Origin of the sequence: Nocardioides sp. Soil805 (genome assembly GCF_001429625.1) — a bacterium.
Lineage (GTDB): Bacteria > Actinomycetota > Actinomycetes > Propionibacteriales > Nocardioidaceae > Nocardioides.
The window spans coordinates 2,090,998-2,106,251 of record NZ_LMSU01000001.1 but is presented as its reverse complement, the minus strand read 5'-3'; the positions used below and the strand labels follow the sequence as shown (position 1 = coordinate 2,106,251).

The 15,254-nt window shown below is 73.9% G+C and carries 16 protein-coding genes; 5 read left to right on the top strand and 11 right to left on the bottom strand.

Going from position 1 to position 15,254, the window contains the following annotated elements; all coding sequences use genetic code 11:
* Positions 1 to 32: 32 nt before the first annotated feature.
* Positions 33 to 719, top strand: coding sequence for an SDR family NAD(P)-dependent oxidoreductase (locus ASG94_RS10210; RefSeq protein WP_056926124.1), 687 nt, complete (start codon positions 33 to 35; stop codon positions 717 to 719).
* 22 nt (positions 720 to 741) lie between these two features.
* Here the strand turns inward: ASG94_RS10210 and ASG94_RS10205 are convergent, their stop codons facing one another.
* From ASG94_RS10205 to ASG94_RS10175, 7 genes are all read right to left on the bottom strand, one after another.
* Positions 742 to 1,953 (bottom strand): RNA polymerase sigma factor, encoded by a 1,212-nt coding sequence (locus tag ASG94_RS10205; protein ID WP_056926123.1) that lies wholly within the window; start codon positions 1,951 to 1,953, stop codon positions 742 to 744.
* 7 nt (positions 1,954 to 1,960) lie between these two features.
* On the bottom strand, positions 1,961 to 2,314 hold the full coding sequence (locus ASG94_RS10200) for a YciI family protein (RefSeq protein WP_056926122.1): 354 nt from the start codon (positions 2,312 to 2,314) through the stop codon (positions 1,961 to 1,963).
* Between the two features lie 101 nt (positions 2,315 to 2,415).
* The gene (locus tag ASG94_RS10195) at positions 2,416 to 3,402 is read right to left on the bottom strand and encodes a hypothetical protein (protein ID WP_156411498.1); all 987 of its coding nucleotides are present in this window, start codon (positions 3,400 to 3,402) and stop codon (positions 2,416 to 2,418) included.
* A 72-nt stretch (positions 3,403 to 3,474) separates the two neighbouring features.
* The gene (locus ASG94_RS10190) at positions 3,475 to 5,025 is read right to left on the bottom strand and encodes a glycosyltransferase family 39 protein (RefSeq protein WP_056926120.1); all 1,551 of its coding nucleotides are present in this window, start codon (positions 5,023 to 5,025) and stop codon (positions 3,475 to 3,477) included.
* Positions 5,026 to 5,064: 39 nt separating this feature from the next.
* Positions 5,065 to 6,060 carry a serine/threonine-protein kinase gene (locus ASG94_RS10185; protein WP_235537229.1) on the bottom strand — a complete coding sequence of 332 codons (996 nt, stop codon included), beginning with the start codon at positions 6,058 to 6,060 and terminating at the stop codon, positions 5,065 to 5,067.
* Between the two features lie 143 nt (positions 6,061 to 6,203).
* A complete protein-coding gene (locus ASG94_RS10180; protein ID WP_056926119.1) occupies positions 6,204 to 6,500 on the bottom strand; it encodes a putative quinol monooxygenase in 297 nt (98 codons plus the stop codon).
* Positions 6,501 to 6,530: 30 nt separating this feature from the next.
* Positions 6,531 to 7,094 (bottom strand): sugar O-acetyltransferase, encoded by a 564-nt coding sequence (locus ASG94_RS10175; protein WP_056926118.1) that lies wholly within the window; start codon positions 7,092 to 7,094, stop codon positions 6,531 to 6,533.
* Positions 7,095 to 7,162: 68 nt separating this feature from the next.
* Here ASG94_RS10175 and ASG94_RS10170 point away from each other — a divergent pair, with 68 nt between their 5' ends.
* Both ASG94_RS10170 and ASG94_RS10165 read left to right on the top strand, forming a co-directional pair.
* Positions 7,163 to 8,593, top strand: a complete 1,431-nt coding sequence (locus ASG94_RS10170) for a short-chain fatty acid transporter (RefSeq protein WP_056926117.1) — start codon at positions 7,163 to 7,165, stop codon at positions 8,591 to 8,593.
* 104 nt (positions 8,594 to 8,697) lie between these two features.
* Positions 8,698 to 9,483 carry a hypothetical protein gene (locus tag ASG94_RS10165; RefSeq protein WP_056926116.1) on the top strand — a complete coding sequence of 262 codons (786 nt, stop codon included), beginning with the start codon at positions 8,698 to 8,700 and terminating at the stop codon, positions 9,481 to 9,483.
* Positions 9,484 to 9,518: 35 nt separating this feature from the next.
* Here ASG94_RS10165 and ASG94_RS10160 read toward each other — a convergent pair whose 3' ends face one another.
* Together ASG94_RS10160 and ASG94_RS10155 are read right to left on the bottom strand one after the other, a co-directional pair.
* Entirely contained in the window at positions 9,519 to 9,902 is a 384-nt protein-coding gene (locus tag ASG94_RS10160; protein ID WP_056926115.1) for a hypothetical protein, read from the bottom strand.
* Positions 9,903 to 9,972: 70 nt separating this feature from the next.
* Complete coding sequence (locus ASG94_RS10155) at positions 9,973 to 10,386, bottom strand: BLUF domain-containing protein (protein WP_056926114.1); 414 nt, start codon at positions 10,384 to 10,386, stop codon at positions 9,973 to 9,975.
* A gap of 213 nt (positions 10,387 to 10,599) precedes the next feature.
* On the opposite strand from ASG94_RS10155, the gene ASG94_RS10150 reads away from it, so the two are divergent.
* Positions 10,600 to 11,370: a DUF4118 domain-containing protein gene (locus ASG94_RS10150; RefSeq protein ID WP_056926113.1), complete on the top strand. Its 771-nt coding sequence runs from the start codon at positions 10,600 to 10,602 to the stop codon at positions 11,368 to 11,370.
* Positions 11,371 to 11,397: 27 nt separating this feature from the next.
* On the opposite strand, the gene ASG94_RS10145 is transcribed toward ASG94_RS10150, so the two are convergent.
* Complete coding sequence (locus ASG94_RS10145) at positions 11,398 to 12,666, bottom strand: hemolysin family protein (protein ID WP_056926112.1); 1,269 nt, start codon at positions 12,664 to 12,666, stop codon at positions 11,398 to 11,400.
* Positions 12,667 to 12,766: 100 nt separating this feature from the next.
* Between ASG94_RS10145 and cls the strand changes: the two genes are divergently transcribed.
* Positions 12,767 to 14,236 carry a cardiolipin synthase gene (cls, locus tag ASG94_RS10140; RefSeq protein ID WP_235537194.1) on the top strand — a complete coding sequence of 490 codons (1,470 nt, stop codon included), beginning with the start codon at positions 12,767 to 12,769 and terminating at the stop codon, positions 14,234 to 14,236.
* Between the two features lie 49 nt (positions 14,237 to 14,285).
* Here cls and ASG94_RS10135 read toward each other — a convergent pair whose 3' ends face one another.
* Entirely contained in the window at positions 14,286 to 15,149 is an 864-nt protein-coding gene (locus tag ASG94_RS10135) for an aldo/keto reductase (protein ID WP_056926111.1), read from the bottom strand.
* Between the last annotated feature and the right edge of the window lie 105 nt (positions 15,150 to 15,254).

Below are 15,254 nucleotides of genomic sequence, written 5' to 3'. Positions count from 1 at the left end.
ACGGTAGTCAGGGGGCGGTTACTGTCGCCGACATGAGCACGCGTGAGCTGGACGGGGCCCGGATCGCCGTGGTGGGGGCCAGCGGCGCGCTGGGCTCCCTGGTCGCCCACGAGCTGGTACGCCGCGGGGCGCGGCTGCTGCTCGTCGGTCGCGATGCCGCCCGCCTCGAGGCCCTCGGGATCGACGCCCCCGTCGTCGTCGCCGAGGTCGGGGACGCGACGGCCGGCGACACGATCGCCTCGGCGGCCCAGGCGGCGTACGGCGGTCTCGACGGGCTGGTCAACGCGGCCGGCGTGGTGGCCTTCGGGCCCCTCGTCGACACCCCGGACGAGGTGATCGAGGAGCTGTTCCTCACCAACGTCGTCGGGCCGCTGTTCCTCGTCCGCCGGCTGCTGCCGGCCCTGCAGGAGTCGCAGGGGTTCGTGCTCCAGATCAGCGCCGTGGTCGCCGAGCGCCCGCTGCCCGGCATGGCGGCGTACTCCGCCAGCAAGGCGGCCCTCAGCGCCGTCGCCACCGCCCTGCGCACCGAGCTGCGCCGCGCACGGGTCACCGTCCTGGACGTCCGGCCGCCGCACACCGAGACCGGCCTGGCCACCCGGCCGCTGGCCGGGGAGGCGCCGCGGCTGCCGCAGGGGCTGGCTCCCGAGGACGTGGCCCGGCGCATCGTCGACGCGATCGCGGCGGGAGAGCAGGACCTCGGCGCGGACGCCTTCGGCTGAGCCGGTCCCCCGTGTCCCGGCCTCAGGCGCCGTCGCGCAGCCGGGTGAGGTGCGCGCGCTCCAGCGGCGTCGGGTCCAGCGCGAGCGCGGCGTCGAGGGCCGCCCGCGACTCCGCGTCGCGCCCCAGCTCGCCGAGGAGGTGGGCCCGCGCCACGTGCCACGGGTGGTACGACGCGAGGTCGAGGTCGTCGACGAGGCGCAGCGCCTCCTCCGGTCCCTCGACCCGGGCGAGGGCCAGGGCCCGGTTGAGCCGCACGACCGGGCTCGGCGACAGGGTGAGCAGCAGGTCGTAGAGCGCGACCACCTCGGCCCACGGCACCTGGTCGTCGGTGTGCGCCGCCCCGATCGCTGCCTGCACCTGGTAGGGCCCGGGCCGGCCGATCGCGAGCAGGGCCCGCACCAGCAGCCGGCCCTCGGCGAGCAGGTCGGGGTCCCACCGGCTGCGGTCCTGCTCGTGCAGCAGCACCAGCCGGCCCTCGACGACCCGGGCGCCGTCGCGGGCCCGGGTGAGGAGCATCAGCGCGAGCAGGCCCTGCGCCTCGGGCTCGGCCGGCAGCAGGGCCACGAGCTGACGGGCCAGCCGGATCGCCTCGTCGGCGAGGTCGGGGCGGCTGCCGCTCGCGTCCCCGACGGAGAGGTAGCCCTCGTTGAAGGCCAGGTAGAGGGCGGCGAGCACACCCCCGAGTCGCGCGGGCAGGTCCTCGCGGGCAGGCACCCGGAAGGGGATCCGGGCGTCCCGGATCTTGCGCTTGGCGCGGGTGATCCGCTGCGCCATCGCCCGTTCCTCCACCAGCAGCCCCGCGGCGATCTCGGCCACGCTCAGCCCGGCGACGAGTCGCAGCGTCAGGGCGACCTGGGTCTCCCGGGCGAGCGAGGGGTGGCAGCACATGAAGAACAGCCGGAGCCGGTCGTCGTCGACGACGCCGAGGGGCTCGGCCGGGACGTCGATCATCGCCGTCGCCTCCCTCTCCCGGTGCGTGCGCGAGGACTCGCGGCGCAGGCGGTCGAGCGCCTTGCGGTGCGCGGTGGTGGTGAGCCAGGCACCGGGGTTGGGCGGCACGCCGTCGACCGGCCACTTCTGCCAGGCCACCTCGAGGGCCTCCGCGACGGCGTCCTCGGCGAGGTCCACGTCGCCGTACCGACGGACCAGGGCGCCGACGATCCGGCCGTGCTCCTCGCGCACGACCCCGGCCAGCGCAGCCCCGGCGCCGGACCCGTCGCCGGGCCCGCTCACCGGCTGCTCACTCGGACTGGAACGGGCGCACCTCGACCGGGCCGTGGCACGCGGCCGAGGCCTCGGTGCCCCAGCGCATCGCCTCGTCGAGGTCGGCCGCCTCGATGACCCAGAAGCCGCCGAGGTACTCCTTGGACTCGACGTACGGACCGTCGGTGACGACCGGCTCGGCGCCGCTGGCGTCGACGACGGTGGCCGACGAGGCCGGCTTCAGGCCGCCCGCGAACACCCACCGGCCCTCCTGCCGGAGCCTGGTGTTGAAGGCGTCGACGTCGGCCATCACCCGGTCGGCGGTCACTCCCTCGGGCCACGTGACCTCGTCGCCGTGGTGGACTCCGAGCAGGTACTGGGTGGTGGTCATGTGCGTCCTCTCGTCGGTGGCACCCTACTGATCGGGCGCCCGTCTCCCTCTCCACGAACGACCCGCACCGGATGCGACACCACCCGGCCGACCCGCCGGCCTCAGGGCGCGACCACGCCCGAGGCCCGCTCGCACCCGACGGCGTCGCACCGCACCAGCGCGCTGCGACCCCGTCGGTCCGACGCGGTGACGAGGACGGTGCGTGCGTCCTCCCAGCCGAGGACGCCGAAGCCGCCCGGGGAGTCGTACGACGCCACCCGACGACCCCGCGCCGTGTCCACGTGGAACCGACCGAGGGGTCCGTCCGCGTAGACGCCGGTGGTGAGCACCCGACGCCCGTCGGGTGAGATGTCGAGGACCGCGTCCTCGCAGGAGCGCCACAGGGTCCGACGCGGTGCCGAGAGCCTCGCCAGCACGGTGCAGCCGCCGTCGTACACGGGCGCGGTGAAGACGGCGAGCCGGTCGGCGGAGATGTCCGCGGCATAGCCGGCGCGCCCCGCGACCCGGGTCACCCGGTCGGTCGCCACCGTCCACGACAGGGTCCGGGCCGGACCCGTCTGGCCCACGAGCACCCGGCCGTCGTCGACGTCGAGGACCGCCGCGCCGGCGCCGAACACCCGGCGGACGAGCACCTCCCCGGTGGTGGAGTCGCGGACCGCGAGGACCGTACGCCGGAGGCTCGGGGTCCGGGTGGTGACGAGCCGGGTGCCGTCGCCGGACAGGTCGACGGCGTAGGGCACGCGGTCCAGCACCGTGCTCCGGCTGCCGTCGGCCGCCACCCGCTCGACGGCGGACCCGCCGTCGGCCCAGGTCGCGACGACGTACTCCTCGCCCGAGGTCCCGAGCAGCTGCACCTCGTCGGCGTCGACGTCGAGCACCCGGTCGCCCTCGACGACGGCGGTGCCCACGACCCGGGGCACGGCGGGTCCCTCGCCACGGTCGAGCTGGCCGATGCGGACGGAGGTGACCGGGACGTCCGCACGCACGGCGCTCGCCGGCAGCACGCCGGCGACGGGTCCGGCGGCGGCGCCCAGCACGGTCAGGACTGCGGCCACGCGGACGAGTCGTGGGGTGAGGGTTCTGGGCATGGGCGTCTCCCGAGCGTCGGTGGTGTCACCGTCAGGGACGCCGTCGGGGGCCCGTTGGTTGCGAGCCGTGCCTCAGTCCGTCCGCCTGGCCAGCACCTGGTAGTCGCCGGACAAGAAGACCATGTCGTAGTGGCGACCGATCACCCGGTCGGCGCGGTCCGCGTCGATGCCCCACGAGGACAGCGACGCGCCGCGCCGCACGATCCACGTCGGGGCCGACCCACCGCGCAGCACCCGGTCGAGCAGGACGAGATCGGGGTCCCGCACGCGCACGGGCAGGCTCCACAGGTAGGGGTAGGGACTCCGGAGGCCGGCCGCCTCGAGCACCGAGGCCGCCCCGAACGCCACCACTCCCGTCCGCGGCCCCTCCCGGTGGGCGCGCAGGTAGTCGACGACCGCCCGCTCGTCGGCGGGCCGCTGGAGCGGCCGCAGCGACACGACCCCCAGCGCGACGGCGGTGGAGGCCACCACCGCGACGAGGGCGACGCCGACCGGGGTGCCGACCGATCCGCGCCCCGCCGCGGTGTCGGACGCGGCGCGCCGGCGCAGGGCGAGCGCGAGGACGACCACGAGTCCGGGCACCAGACCCACCAGGTAGTGCAGCCAGTAGCTGCCCCCCGCCGCCACCGAGAGCCCCTCCCAGGCCAGGAGCCCGGCGGCCACCCAGGTGAGGGCCGGGTCGCCCGGGTCCCCTGATCCGTCGGACCACGCGGCACGACCCGTGGGCCGCCAGGGCAGGCGGAGCAGCAGCAGGGCCACGACCGGCACGCCGCTGCCGACCAGGGCCAGGAGCAGGAGGCCGGCCCGCGCGCCCGTCGCAGCCGACGCCTCGGTGGAGATCACCTCGCTCGCGCGGAGCCGGAAGAGCACCACCGCGTCCCAGAGCCCGGCGGGCGACGTGCCCCGGGTGTCGGCCAGCACGAGGACCGCGGCCACCACGGCGGCGGCACCGACCCCGCACCACGCCAGCAACCGGACGGCGTCGCGCCACCGGCGGGCGACGAGCAGGACCACCGCCAGCAGGACGGCCAGCACCAGGACGTCGACCAGGTTCTGCTTCAGGGAGGCGGCGCCGGCGCCGAGCACGCCGCCCCCGGCGGCCCAGGCCCGCGAGCGCCGCTCGACGGCGGTGAACAGCATCCACGCGCCGCCGAGGAGGAACGGGAGCGCCAGCACCTCGCCACCGATCTCCCGCACCGCCAGCAGCGGGTTGGAGACGAGCGCCGCCGTCAGCGCCGCGCACGCGGCGCCCGACCACCTGTGCCACGGCGCGAGCCGTCGTCCGACCAGGGCGGCGGCGAGCACCGCGGCGGCCGCGGCGACGGCGCCGACGAGCCGCAACGCGACGCCCCCGCCGAGCTGGGAGGCGAGCCCGGCCACCGCGACGAGACCGGGTGGTCGGTCGACCCAGTAGTCGCCGTAGAGGCTGCTGCCCGGCGCCCACTGGCCGCCGACCATCAGGAAGCCGGCTTCGTCGGGCGTCAGCGGCCCGACCGCGAAGGGCAGGCGCACCAGCACCGCGCCCAGCACGGCGGCGGCGGTGAGCAGGAGCGGTACGGCGCGCCCGCGCGGATCAGCGCGGCCGGGGCGACCGGCGCCGGAGGACCCGCTGCCCGGTCCCACCCGTCACCGCCGCGTCCTCGACCAGATCAGGTGAGCAGGTCAGCCGAGCAGGTCACGGACCGGGGTGGCGACCGTGTGGACGTCCTCCGGCGGGGTGTCGGCGACGACGTCGCGCGCGGGAGTCGGCGAGGGGCCGCTCCGGTAGGCCGGGGTGGCGGTGTCGTCGTCGTGGAAGCCGTCCACCAGGGCGGCCAGGCCGTCGGCCAGGCCGGCCAGCTCGGTGGTGGCGATGCCCATCATCTCCGCGACCGCCCGGGCGTTGGCGGGACGGTCGGCGGGCTGCTTCTCCAGCAGGGCGGCGACGACGGCCCGCAGCTCCGCCGGGACCTCCTCGGCCAGCGGCGGGGGCGGCTCGTTGACGTGCGACATCGCGGTGGCGATCGGCGTGCCCCGGTCGAAGGGGCGGGTGCCGGTGAGCATCTCGTGGGCGACCACGCCGAGGGCGTAGAGGTCGCTCGCGCCGGTCGCCGGCTGCCCGAGCGCCTGCTCGGGGCTGATGTAGTTGGGGGTGCCGAGCATCTCGCCGACGCGGGTGTGGCCGCGGGCGTCGAGGGCGCGCGCGATCCCGAAGTCGGTGAGCATCACGACGCCGTCGTCGCGGACCAGGATGTTGGCGGGCTTGACGTCTCGGTGCACCACGCGGGCCTCGTGGGCCACGCCGAGCGCGAGCGCCGCCTGGCCGATGATCGAGCGCACCATGTCGGGCTCCAGCGCGCCCGCCTCGCGGATCACCGCCGACAGCGGGGCTCCCGGGACGAGCTCCATCACGAGGTAGGTGAGGTGGTCGTCCTCGCCGTAGTCGAAGACGGTGGTGATGTTGGTGTGCATGAGGGCCGCGGAGTGCCGGGCCTCGTCGCGGAAGCGCTTGGCGAAGATCTCCTCGTTGTCCGGGTCGGCGCGCATGATCTTGACCGCGACCGCGCGCTGGAGCACCTCGTCCATGGCGCGCCACACGTCAGCCATGCCACCGGAGGCGATGCGCTCCTCGAGGACGTACCGATCCCCCAGCCGAAAACCTACGGCGAGTCGTTCCACGAGCAAGGGGTCCCATCTCTTGGAGCCATCACGAGCCCGTGCGGTCCTCGCACACGCTTCCTTCGGATGGTAAGGCATTCAATTGCCTTCCCCGCGCTCGCGCCGTCGCAGCGCCCCCGAAGGGGTGACCCCGGGCCAGGGGCCTAGCCGGTGACGGGCACCAGCGGGTGGATGGCCACGTCCCCGGTGAGGGCGCCGTCCGCCGCGGCGAAGGCGGCGGCCACGTGGGGGGCCTGCATGTGGGCGTCGAGGGCGGCCTGGTCGCTCCACCGCTCGACGGTGACGAAGACGCCGGGGGCGGCCGCGGACTCGTAGAGGTCGTAGGCGAGGCAGCCCGGCTCCTGGCGGGTGGCCTCGGCCAGCCCGGCCAGCGCCTCCCGCAGCGAGTCGACGTGCTCGGCCTTGACGGGGATGGTGGCGACGACGTGCAGCTCGCTCATGGGTGTGCCTCTCGTGGGTGTCCGCCCACCCTAGATGCTGCGGATGACCCTGGCCGGCGAGCCGACCGCCACCACGCCCGACGGCAGGTCCTGCACGACGACCGACCCGGCGCCGACGACGGTGTCCGCGCCGATGGTGACCCCGGGGCAGACGATGACGCCGCCGCCGAGCCACACGTTGTCCCCGATGACGATGGGCTGCGCCGCCTCCCACTTGTCCCGGCGCGGGCCCGGCTCGATCGGGTGCGTCGCGGTGAGCAGCTGCACCCCGGGACCGATCTGCACGTCGTCGCCGATGGTCACGGTGGCCACGTCGAGGACGACCAGCCCGAAGTTGGCGAAGGTGCGGGCCCCGATCGTCGTCTGGTAGCCGAAGTCGCACTGGAAGGGCGGACGCAGCTCGCTGTCCTCGCCGAAGGCGCCGAGCAGCTCGTCCAGCAGGGTGCGCTTGAGGTCGCGGTCCGTCGGGTCCGCCATGTTGATCTGGTGGCACAGCCGCTGCGCCCGGCGCGACTCCTCGCCCAGCACGGGGTCGTCCGCGATGTAGGGCTCCCCGGCCAGCATCCGCTCACGCATCGTCCGTTCGTCGCTCATGGCGGCCAACCTACGGGGTCCCGGGGCCTCGCCGACCGCCCGCTGCCGCTCGGCTAGGTTGCCGTGCCATGTCGACCCTCACCTCCACCGCCGAGCACGAGAAGGGCCTGGCCCGCCTGGCCCAGCGCACCGCCGCCTGGACCGAGAAGTGGTTCCCCGACGCGTACGTCTTCGCCCTCGCGGGCGTCGTGATCGTCTCGGTCGCCGCCATGCTCAACGGCGCCAGCCCGGTCACGGTGGCCGAGACCTTCGGCACCGGCTTCTGGGACCTCGCGCAGTTCACCCTGCAGATGGCGATGGTGGTGCTGACCGGGTACGTCGTCGCGACCTCGCCGCCGGTCGCCCGCCTCATCGAGCGGATCGCCCTCGTCCCCGCGAGCCCGCGCGGGGCGGTGGCCTTCGTGGCGCTGCTGTCGTGCCTGGTCTCGATGCTCAACTGGGGGCTCAGCCTGGTCTTCAGCGGCCTGCTCGCCCGGGCGATCGCGCGCCGCGGCGACCTGCGCGCCGACTACCGGGCCCTGGGCGCCGCGGCGTACCTCGGCCTCGGTGCCGTGTGGGCCCTCGGCCTCTCCTCCTCGGCCGCCCAGCTGCAGGCGACGCCCGCCTCGCTGCCGCCGGAGCTGCTCGAGATCACCGGGGTGCTCGACTTCGGCGCGACGATCCTGACGTGGCAGTCGCTGCTGATGGCCGCCGTGCTGATCGTCCTCAGCGTCGTCGTCGCCTGGGCGTCCGCACCGCAGGGCGAGGCCGTCCGCACCGCCGAGGACATGGACGTCGACCTCTCCGACCGCGTCGAGCCGATGCCGCAGCGCGCCCGGCCCGGCGAGTGGCTGGAGTACTCCAGGATCCTGCCCCTGCTGGTCGGCCTGCTCACCCTGGGCTGGCTCGTCCACCAGTTCGCGACGCTGCCGTTCCTGTCGGTGATCAGCAGCCTCAACGGCTACCTGATGGTCTTCCTCATCCTCGGACTGGTCCTGCACGGCACGCCCCGAGGCTTCCTCAACGCCGTCACGAAGGCCGTCCCCACCACCGCCGGCGTGCTCGTCCAGTTCCCCCTGTACGCCGCGATGGCGGCGATCCTGACCCGGGCGCCGGGGCGCGGCGGGGTCACCGTGTCGGAGCACCTGGCCGACCTCTTCACCCGCGTCGGCGACAGCGGCGCCTTCGCCGTGGTGATCGCCCTCTACACCGCCCTGCTGGGTCTGCTCGTCCCGTCGGGCGGCGGCAAGTGGCTCGTCGAGGCGCCGTACGTCATGCAGTCGGCGACCGACGTGGGCATGAACCTCGGCTGGACGGTGCAGATCTACAACGCCGCCGAGGCGCTGCCCAACCTCGTCAACCCGTTCTTCATGCTGCCGCTGCTCGCGGTGCTCGGGGTGCGGGCCAGGGACCTGGTCGGCTTCACGTTCCTGCAGTTCCTCTTCCACCTGCCGGTGGTGCTGCTGCTGCTCTGGCTGCTGGGGATGACCTTCGAGTTCGAGCCGCAGGTGATGCCCTGACCCCGGCTCGGGCGACACCCGGGGGGGCCGTTCAGGAGGTCTTCAGCGACCGGGGTCCACGCTGGTGGCAGCAGCACGGCCCACCCCCGGTCAGGAGACCCGTCATGAAGATCAGCACCGCAGCACTCGTCTCGGGCGCCGTGGTCGCCGCCCTGGCGACCGGCACCGGCCACGCCACCTCCGCGGCGCCCCCGACGGCGTCCGGGCCCGGTCATCCCTGCGCCCAGCCGGGGCCCTACCCGCTGCCGCACGGGGGCGAGCCGGTGCGGCTGGATCCCGCGGACTTCACCACGCGCATCGACCACCCCTACTGGCCGATGCGCCCGGGCACCACCTGGCGCTACGTCGAGCGCGGTGGCGGCGAGGTCGCCACCGTGCGCGTCACGGTGACCCGCCGCACCAAGGTCATCGAGTCGGTCCGCGCCCGGGTGGTGCACGACGTGGTCCGGGTCGACGGCGAGGTCGTCGAGGACACCCGGGACTGGTACGCCCAGGACTCCGGCGGGAGCCTGTGGTACCTCGGCGAGCTCTCCCGCTCCTACGAGGACGGCCGGTTCGTCGGCACCGAGGGGTCCTGGATGCACGGGCGCGACGGCGCCCAGGCGGGCGTCATCCTGCCCGCTCACCTGTCGGCCGGCTGCCGCTACCGCGAGGAGCACCTGGCGGGCGAGGCGGAGGACCGGGCCCGGATCCTCTCCACCCGCGAGACCCTCCGCACGCCGACCGGGCTCCACCACGACGTCGTCCAGACCGCGAACACCACGCCGCTCGAGCCGGACGTCCTGGAGAACAAGTTCTACGCTCCCGGCATCGGGCCGGTCCTGGAGCTCGACCTGTCCCCGGAGCGGGGCAGTGCCGTGCTGACCCGCGTGACGCATCGCGCACCGTAGGCGCCATCCCCCGAGCCTTAGGTCGCGGAAGCCCCTCAGGCGGGGTCCGCGGCCAGCCGGGTGCGGAGCAGGTCGCTCAGCCGCTCGACCGAGCCCCGCATCCCGTCGAGCTCGTCGGCGCTCACGAGCGGCCGCAGGCCGTCCGCGCTGCGGGCCAGGATGACCGGGGCCCCGTACGCCGCCACCGCCTCGGCCACGTCCGCTGGCATCTCGTCGAGGTGCAGCAGGTCCACCGGCCGCCCCAGCGCCACGACCAGCCGGTCCCACGCGGGCTTGCGGCGCACCCGGCCGTGGGTGATGTCGCACAGCGCGCAGTGACGGGTGCCGCGCAGCTTGCCCCAGACGTACGCCGCCTCGCCGAGCAGGCCGCCGTCGGCGTCGTACACGCCGACCAGGCCGATCACGCGCGGGTCGCTCACCTGGCCTCCTGACGGGGTGCTCGTGGACTCGTCCCGAGGCTAGCCGCCCGGGTTCAGGGACACCGGTCGGTCAGCGGCTCGCGCGGAACCTCTCGAGCAGGTCGTAGGTGGGTCCGGCCTGCGCGCCGAGCCCCTGGCCGACCGGGTGCCGCAGGAAGTCGGCGTACCCGTCGATGTCGCGCACCTCGCGCTCGCTGACGTTGCGGAAGCCCATCGACCAGTCCTCGAAGGCCCGTTGCTCGATCGGGCTGCGGTGGACGACCTTGACCTCGGCGTGCCGCGGGTCGGACTCGATCGAGGCGAAGACCGTCTCCACGGCCTCGTCCGGGCCCTCGAGGGCCTGGACGATGTTGCCGCCGCTGTAGAGCAGCATCCCGGTGAGCTCGAGGCGGTGGTTGCGGGGGCGGATCTGCTCCAGCATCTCGACCAGCTGCGGCACGGTCATCAGCTCGGTCGCGGAGCTGACGTAGGTCAGCGAGAACACTGAGGGCACCCCCCGGGAGTCGTGGACCGTCGACGCTACCGACGGCGGTCGGGGTCCGGTCCACCCGAAGGTCGGTGGTCGCGCGCACCCTCGCGACGATCGGGCCGACGGCCGGTGGTCACGGTCGGGCATCAGGATTCCGTCAACGAGGGACGCCCGGAGCCACGAGGAGGGGCACACTCGACGCAGGAGGGGTCTCACGGAGGGCATGACATGAGCGTCGAGCTGGCAGGTGGACCGCGCACCGCCCGGTGGCGGACCGTGGTCCGCGTGGCAGCGATCATCGGGCCGTTCCTGACGTGCGCCGCCCTGTCCGCCTTCCGGGACGAGGTCACCGCGGCGACGGCCGTCCTCGTCATGGTCGTCTGGGTGGTGGCCGCGGCCGCCAGCGGCGATCGGTGGGCCGGGGTGATCGCTGCCCTCTCGGGGGGTGCATGGTTCGACTTCTTCCTCACCGAGCCCTACCACCGGTTCACGATCTCCTCCGCCGACGACGCGGAGGCCACGATCCTGCTGGTGGTGATCAGCCTCGCGGTCACCGAGGTCTCCCTGTGGGGCCACCGGCAGCAGGTCCAGGCCTCACGACGCTCCGGCTACCTCGACGGGGTCCTCGGTGCGGCCCGGGCCGTGTCGATGAGCGACGTCCCCGACCGGTCGGTCATCGACGTCGTGGCGCGCCAGATCGCACAGGTGCTGACCGCCGACAGCTGCCACTTCGTCGGAGGACCTGTGCACGACCCGCGCGTCGCCGTGCTCGACGACGACGGCGCCCTCATCCGCAACGGGCGGGAGGTCGACGTCGAGCGGGTCGGACTGCCCTCCGACGAGTACGTCGCCGTCCCGGTCCGCCGCGGAGCGCACCAGATCGGGCACTTCCTGGTCGGTGCGACCGCCCGGGTCGCCTACCCGACCCGCGAGCAGCGTCGTGTCGCGGTGCTGCTCGCGGCGCAGGTCGCTCCCGCGGCCCAGGGCCGGTCCGGCTGACGCCCGCCGGCGGGGCCGCCCGGTGACTCAGTCGTCGCGGTGCAGCGCGAGCCGGGTCACCCGGCTGCCGACCACGTCGGTCACCTCGAGCACCCCGCCGTCCACCGCCACCTGCTCGCCGACCTCCGGGATGTGGCCGAGGACCGCGATGACGTAGCCCGCGACCGTGTCGTAGCCGCCGTCGCGCAGCACGATCCCGGTGTCCTCGGCGAAGTCGGCGAGGCTGGTCCGGGCGTCGACGTCGGAGGGGTCGGCGGAGGGGGCGAGCTCGTCGACGTCGTACTCGTCGCGGATGTCGCCGACGATCTCCTCGACGAGGTCCTCCAGCGTGACGATGCCGTCGGTGCCGCCGTACTCGTCGACGACGACCGCGAGGTGCGTGCCCTCGTGCCGCATCGTGGCGACGGTCGGGAGCACCAGCTTGGTGCCCGGCAGCGCCAGCACGGGTCGGCACACGTCGCGCACCAGCCGTTCCTCACCGGCCCCGAGGCCCAGCAGGTCCCGCACGTGCAGGAAGCCGAGCACGTCGTCGAAGCCCTCGCCGGTGACGGGGTAGCGCGAGTAGGGCAGGTCGCGGACGCGCTCGGCCGCCTGCACCAGGGTGAGGTCGCCGGCGACGAACGAGACGTCCGTGCGCGGGCGCATCACCTCCTTGATGCAGGTCTCGGTGGCGGCGAAGACGTCCGAGAGGATGCGCCGCTCCTCCTCCTCGAGGTCCTCGTGCGTGGACACCAGGTCGCGCAGCTCCTCCTCGGACAGCTGCTCGCTGGTGGCGTGCGGGTCGCCGCCCAGGACCCGGACCAGCGCGTTGGTGGACAGCGAGAGCAGCCAGATCACCGGGCGCATCAGGGTCGCGAACCGGTCGAGCACCGGAGCCACGGCCAGGGAGAGCGGCGCCGCCTTCTGCAGCGCGAGCCGCTTGGGCACGAGCTCGCCCAGCACCAGCGACAGGTAGGCGATGAGCAGGGTGAGGACGACCAGCGCGGTCGTCTGCGCGGCGTCCTCGCCGAGGCCGAGGTCCACGAGGTACGGCGCGAGGTCGGGCGCGAGGGTCGACCCGCCGTACGCTGCGGAGAAGAAGCCGGCGACGGTGACGCCGATCTGGACCGCGGCGAGGAACCGGTTGGGGTCGCGGGCCACCTCGGCGACCCGGGTGCCGCGCGACCCGGTGCGCTCCATCGCCACCAGCTGGCTCTCGCGCAGCGAGACCAGGGCGATCTCGGTCGCGGCGAAGACGCCACCGACCAGGACGAACAGCAGGACCAGCCCGAGGTTGAGCAGGGTCTGGGCGTCCATCAGGCGCGTCCACCCCTGCCCTGCACGTCGCACGACCGACCGGGGCCAGGGGGTCTGTACATGGTCGCCAGCGTACGGAGCCAGCGGCTACCGTCAGCAGGTGCCGGACTGGATCGCGTCCCTCCCCACGCTCCTGGGAGCGTCCCTGGTCGCGCTCGAGATCGCCGTCGTGGTCGCCGCCCTGGGCATCGTCCCCGGCAACCGCCGGCCCTCCACCGGGATGGCGTGGCTGATCCTGGTGCTGGCGGTCCCGCTCTTCGGGCTGATCGCCTTCCTGTTCCTGGGCCGGGCCGACGTCGGCCGCAAGCGTCGCGAGACCCAGGCGCGGGCCAACCGGATCATCCGCGAGCGGACGGCGGAGGTCACCGAGCTCGACATGGCTGCGCACGGGCTCGAGTACGTGACCTCCGTGGCGCTGCTCAACCGCAACCTCGGCTCGCTGCCGGCGGTCAAGGGCAACTCCGTGGAGCTCTTCCCCGACTACCTCGAGTCGATCGCCGCGATGACCCGGGCCGTCGACGGTGCCGAGCACTTCGTGCACGTGCAGTTCTACATCACCGGGTGGGACGAGGTGACCGAGCCGTTCTTCGCGGCCCTGGTGCGAGCCACCGAGCGCGGAGTCCGGGTGCGGCTGCTCCTCGACCACCTCGGCTCGCGCGGCATCCCGTCGTACAAGGAGACCGTGCGCAAGCTCGAGGCCACCTCCATCGAGTGGCGTCGGCTGCTGCCGGTCGACCCGCTTCGCGGCGAGTGGCGGCGCCCGGACCTGCGCAACCACCGCAAGATCCTGGTCGTCGACGACACCGTGGCCTTCGCCGGCTCCCAGAACCTCATCGAGCCCGGCTACGACAAGCCCAAGAACCACGAGCTGGGCCGGAAGTGGGTCGAGCTGACCACCTCCGTGCGCGGGCCCGCCGTGCGCTCGCTGGACAAGGTCTTCCTCACCGACTGGTTCACCGAGACCGGCGAGCTGCCCGACGAGGGGATCCACACCGAGCCCCACGGCGGGGGCGAGGGCGGGACGGTGGTCCAGGTGGTCCCCAGCGGCCCGGGGTTCGTCGCGGAGAACAACCTGCGGATGTTCACCACGCTGATCTACTCCGCGCAGCACCGGGTGTCGGTCACCAGCCCGTACTTCGTGCCGGACGAGTCACTGCTCTACGCGATGACCACCGCCGCCCAGCGCGGCGTCGCCATCGAGCTGTTCGTCGGCGAGGAGGCCGACCAGTTCATGGTCCACCACGCGCAGCGTTCCTACTACCAGGCGCTGCTGGAGGCCGGGGTCCGCATCCACCTCTACCCCTCACCCCTGGTGCTGCACGCCAAGCACTTCACCATCGACGACTCGGTGGCCGTCATCGGGTCCAGCAACATGGACCTGCGGTCCTTCGCCCTCAACGCCGAGGTGACGTTGATGCTGCTCGGCGACGAGGTGGTCCGCGACATGCGCGCGGTCGAGGACACCTACCGCTCGCTGTCGCACGAGCTGACCCGCGAGGAGTGGGAGGGGCGCTCGCGCAGGTCGAGGTACGTCGACAACGTCATGCGACTCACCTCCGCCCTCCAGTGAGGGCGCTCCCCTGAGAAGGCGGAGGCGAGCACGCGGGTGACGCGGTCGCTCAGCCGTCGAGGCGGGCCAGCTCGTCGGCGGTGAGCTCGAGGTCGGCCGCCGCGGCGGAGTCGCGGACCGAGTCGGGGCGCTTGGCACCGGGGATCGGGACCACGCACGGCGACTGCGCGAGCTCCCAGGCCAGCGCGACCTGCTGGGCGCTGACCCCTCGGTCCTGCGCCACCTCGGCGAAGGCCGGGTGCTTGTCGGCCAGGCCCTTGGCGTCGTTGAGGCCGCCCAGCGGGCTCCACGGCAGGAAGGCCAGGCCGAGCTCCTCGCACACGTCGATCTCGGGACGGCTGCTGAGGAACTTGGGGCTGAACTGGTTCTGGACGCTCACCAGCGCGTCCCCGAGCACGGCGTGGGCCGCGCGGATCTGGTCGGGGTCGGCGTTGGAGAGCCCCACGTGGGCGACCTTGCCGCTGTCCGCGATCTCCTTCAGCGTGCCGATGACGTCGTCGTACGACACGTCCGGGTCGGGTCGGTGGTGCTGCCACAGGGCGATCTGCTCGACGCCGAGGCGCCCGAGGCTGGCGTCCACGGCCGCGCGCAGGTGCTCGGGCGTGCTGTCGGTGGCCCAGTCGCCGCTGTCGGTGCGGACGTGACCGCCCTTGGTGGCGAGCACGACCCGGTCGCGGGCGCCGAGCTCGTCGAGCAGGGAGGCGATCAGGCGCTCGTTCTGGCCCTGCGCGGCGGCACCGTCGTCGCCGGGGCCGTAGGCGTCGGCGGTGTCGAAGAGGGTGACGCCGGCGTCGAGCGCGGCGGTGACGGTGTCGAGGAGCTGCTGGCGGGGCTGGGGGCCGCTCTGGTCGAAGGTCATCAGGCCCAGGCCGATCGCGCCGACCTGGTGGGGTCCGAGGTGTCGTGTGTGCATGTCCTCGACAGTACGGCGACGGCGGGAGGCCGCCCCCACCCTCAGGTGCGCCGCACCTCAGGTACGCCGCACCTCAGGTACGCCGCACCTCAGGTACGCCGCACC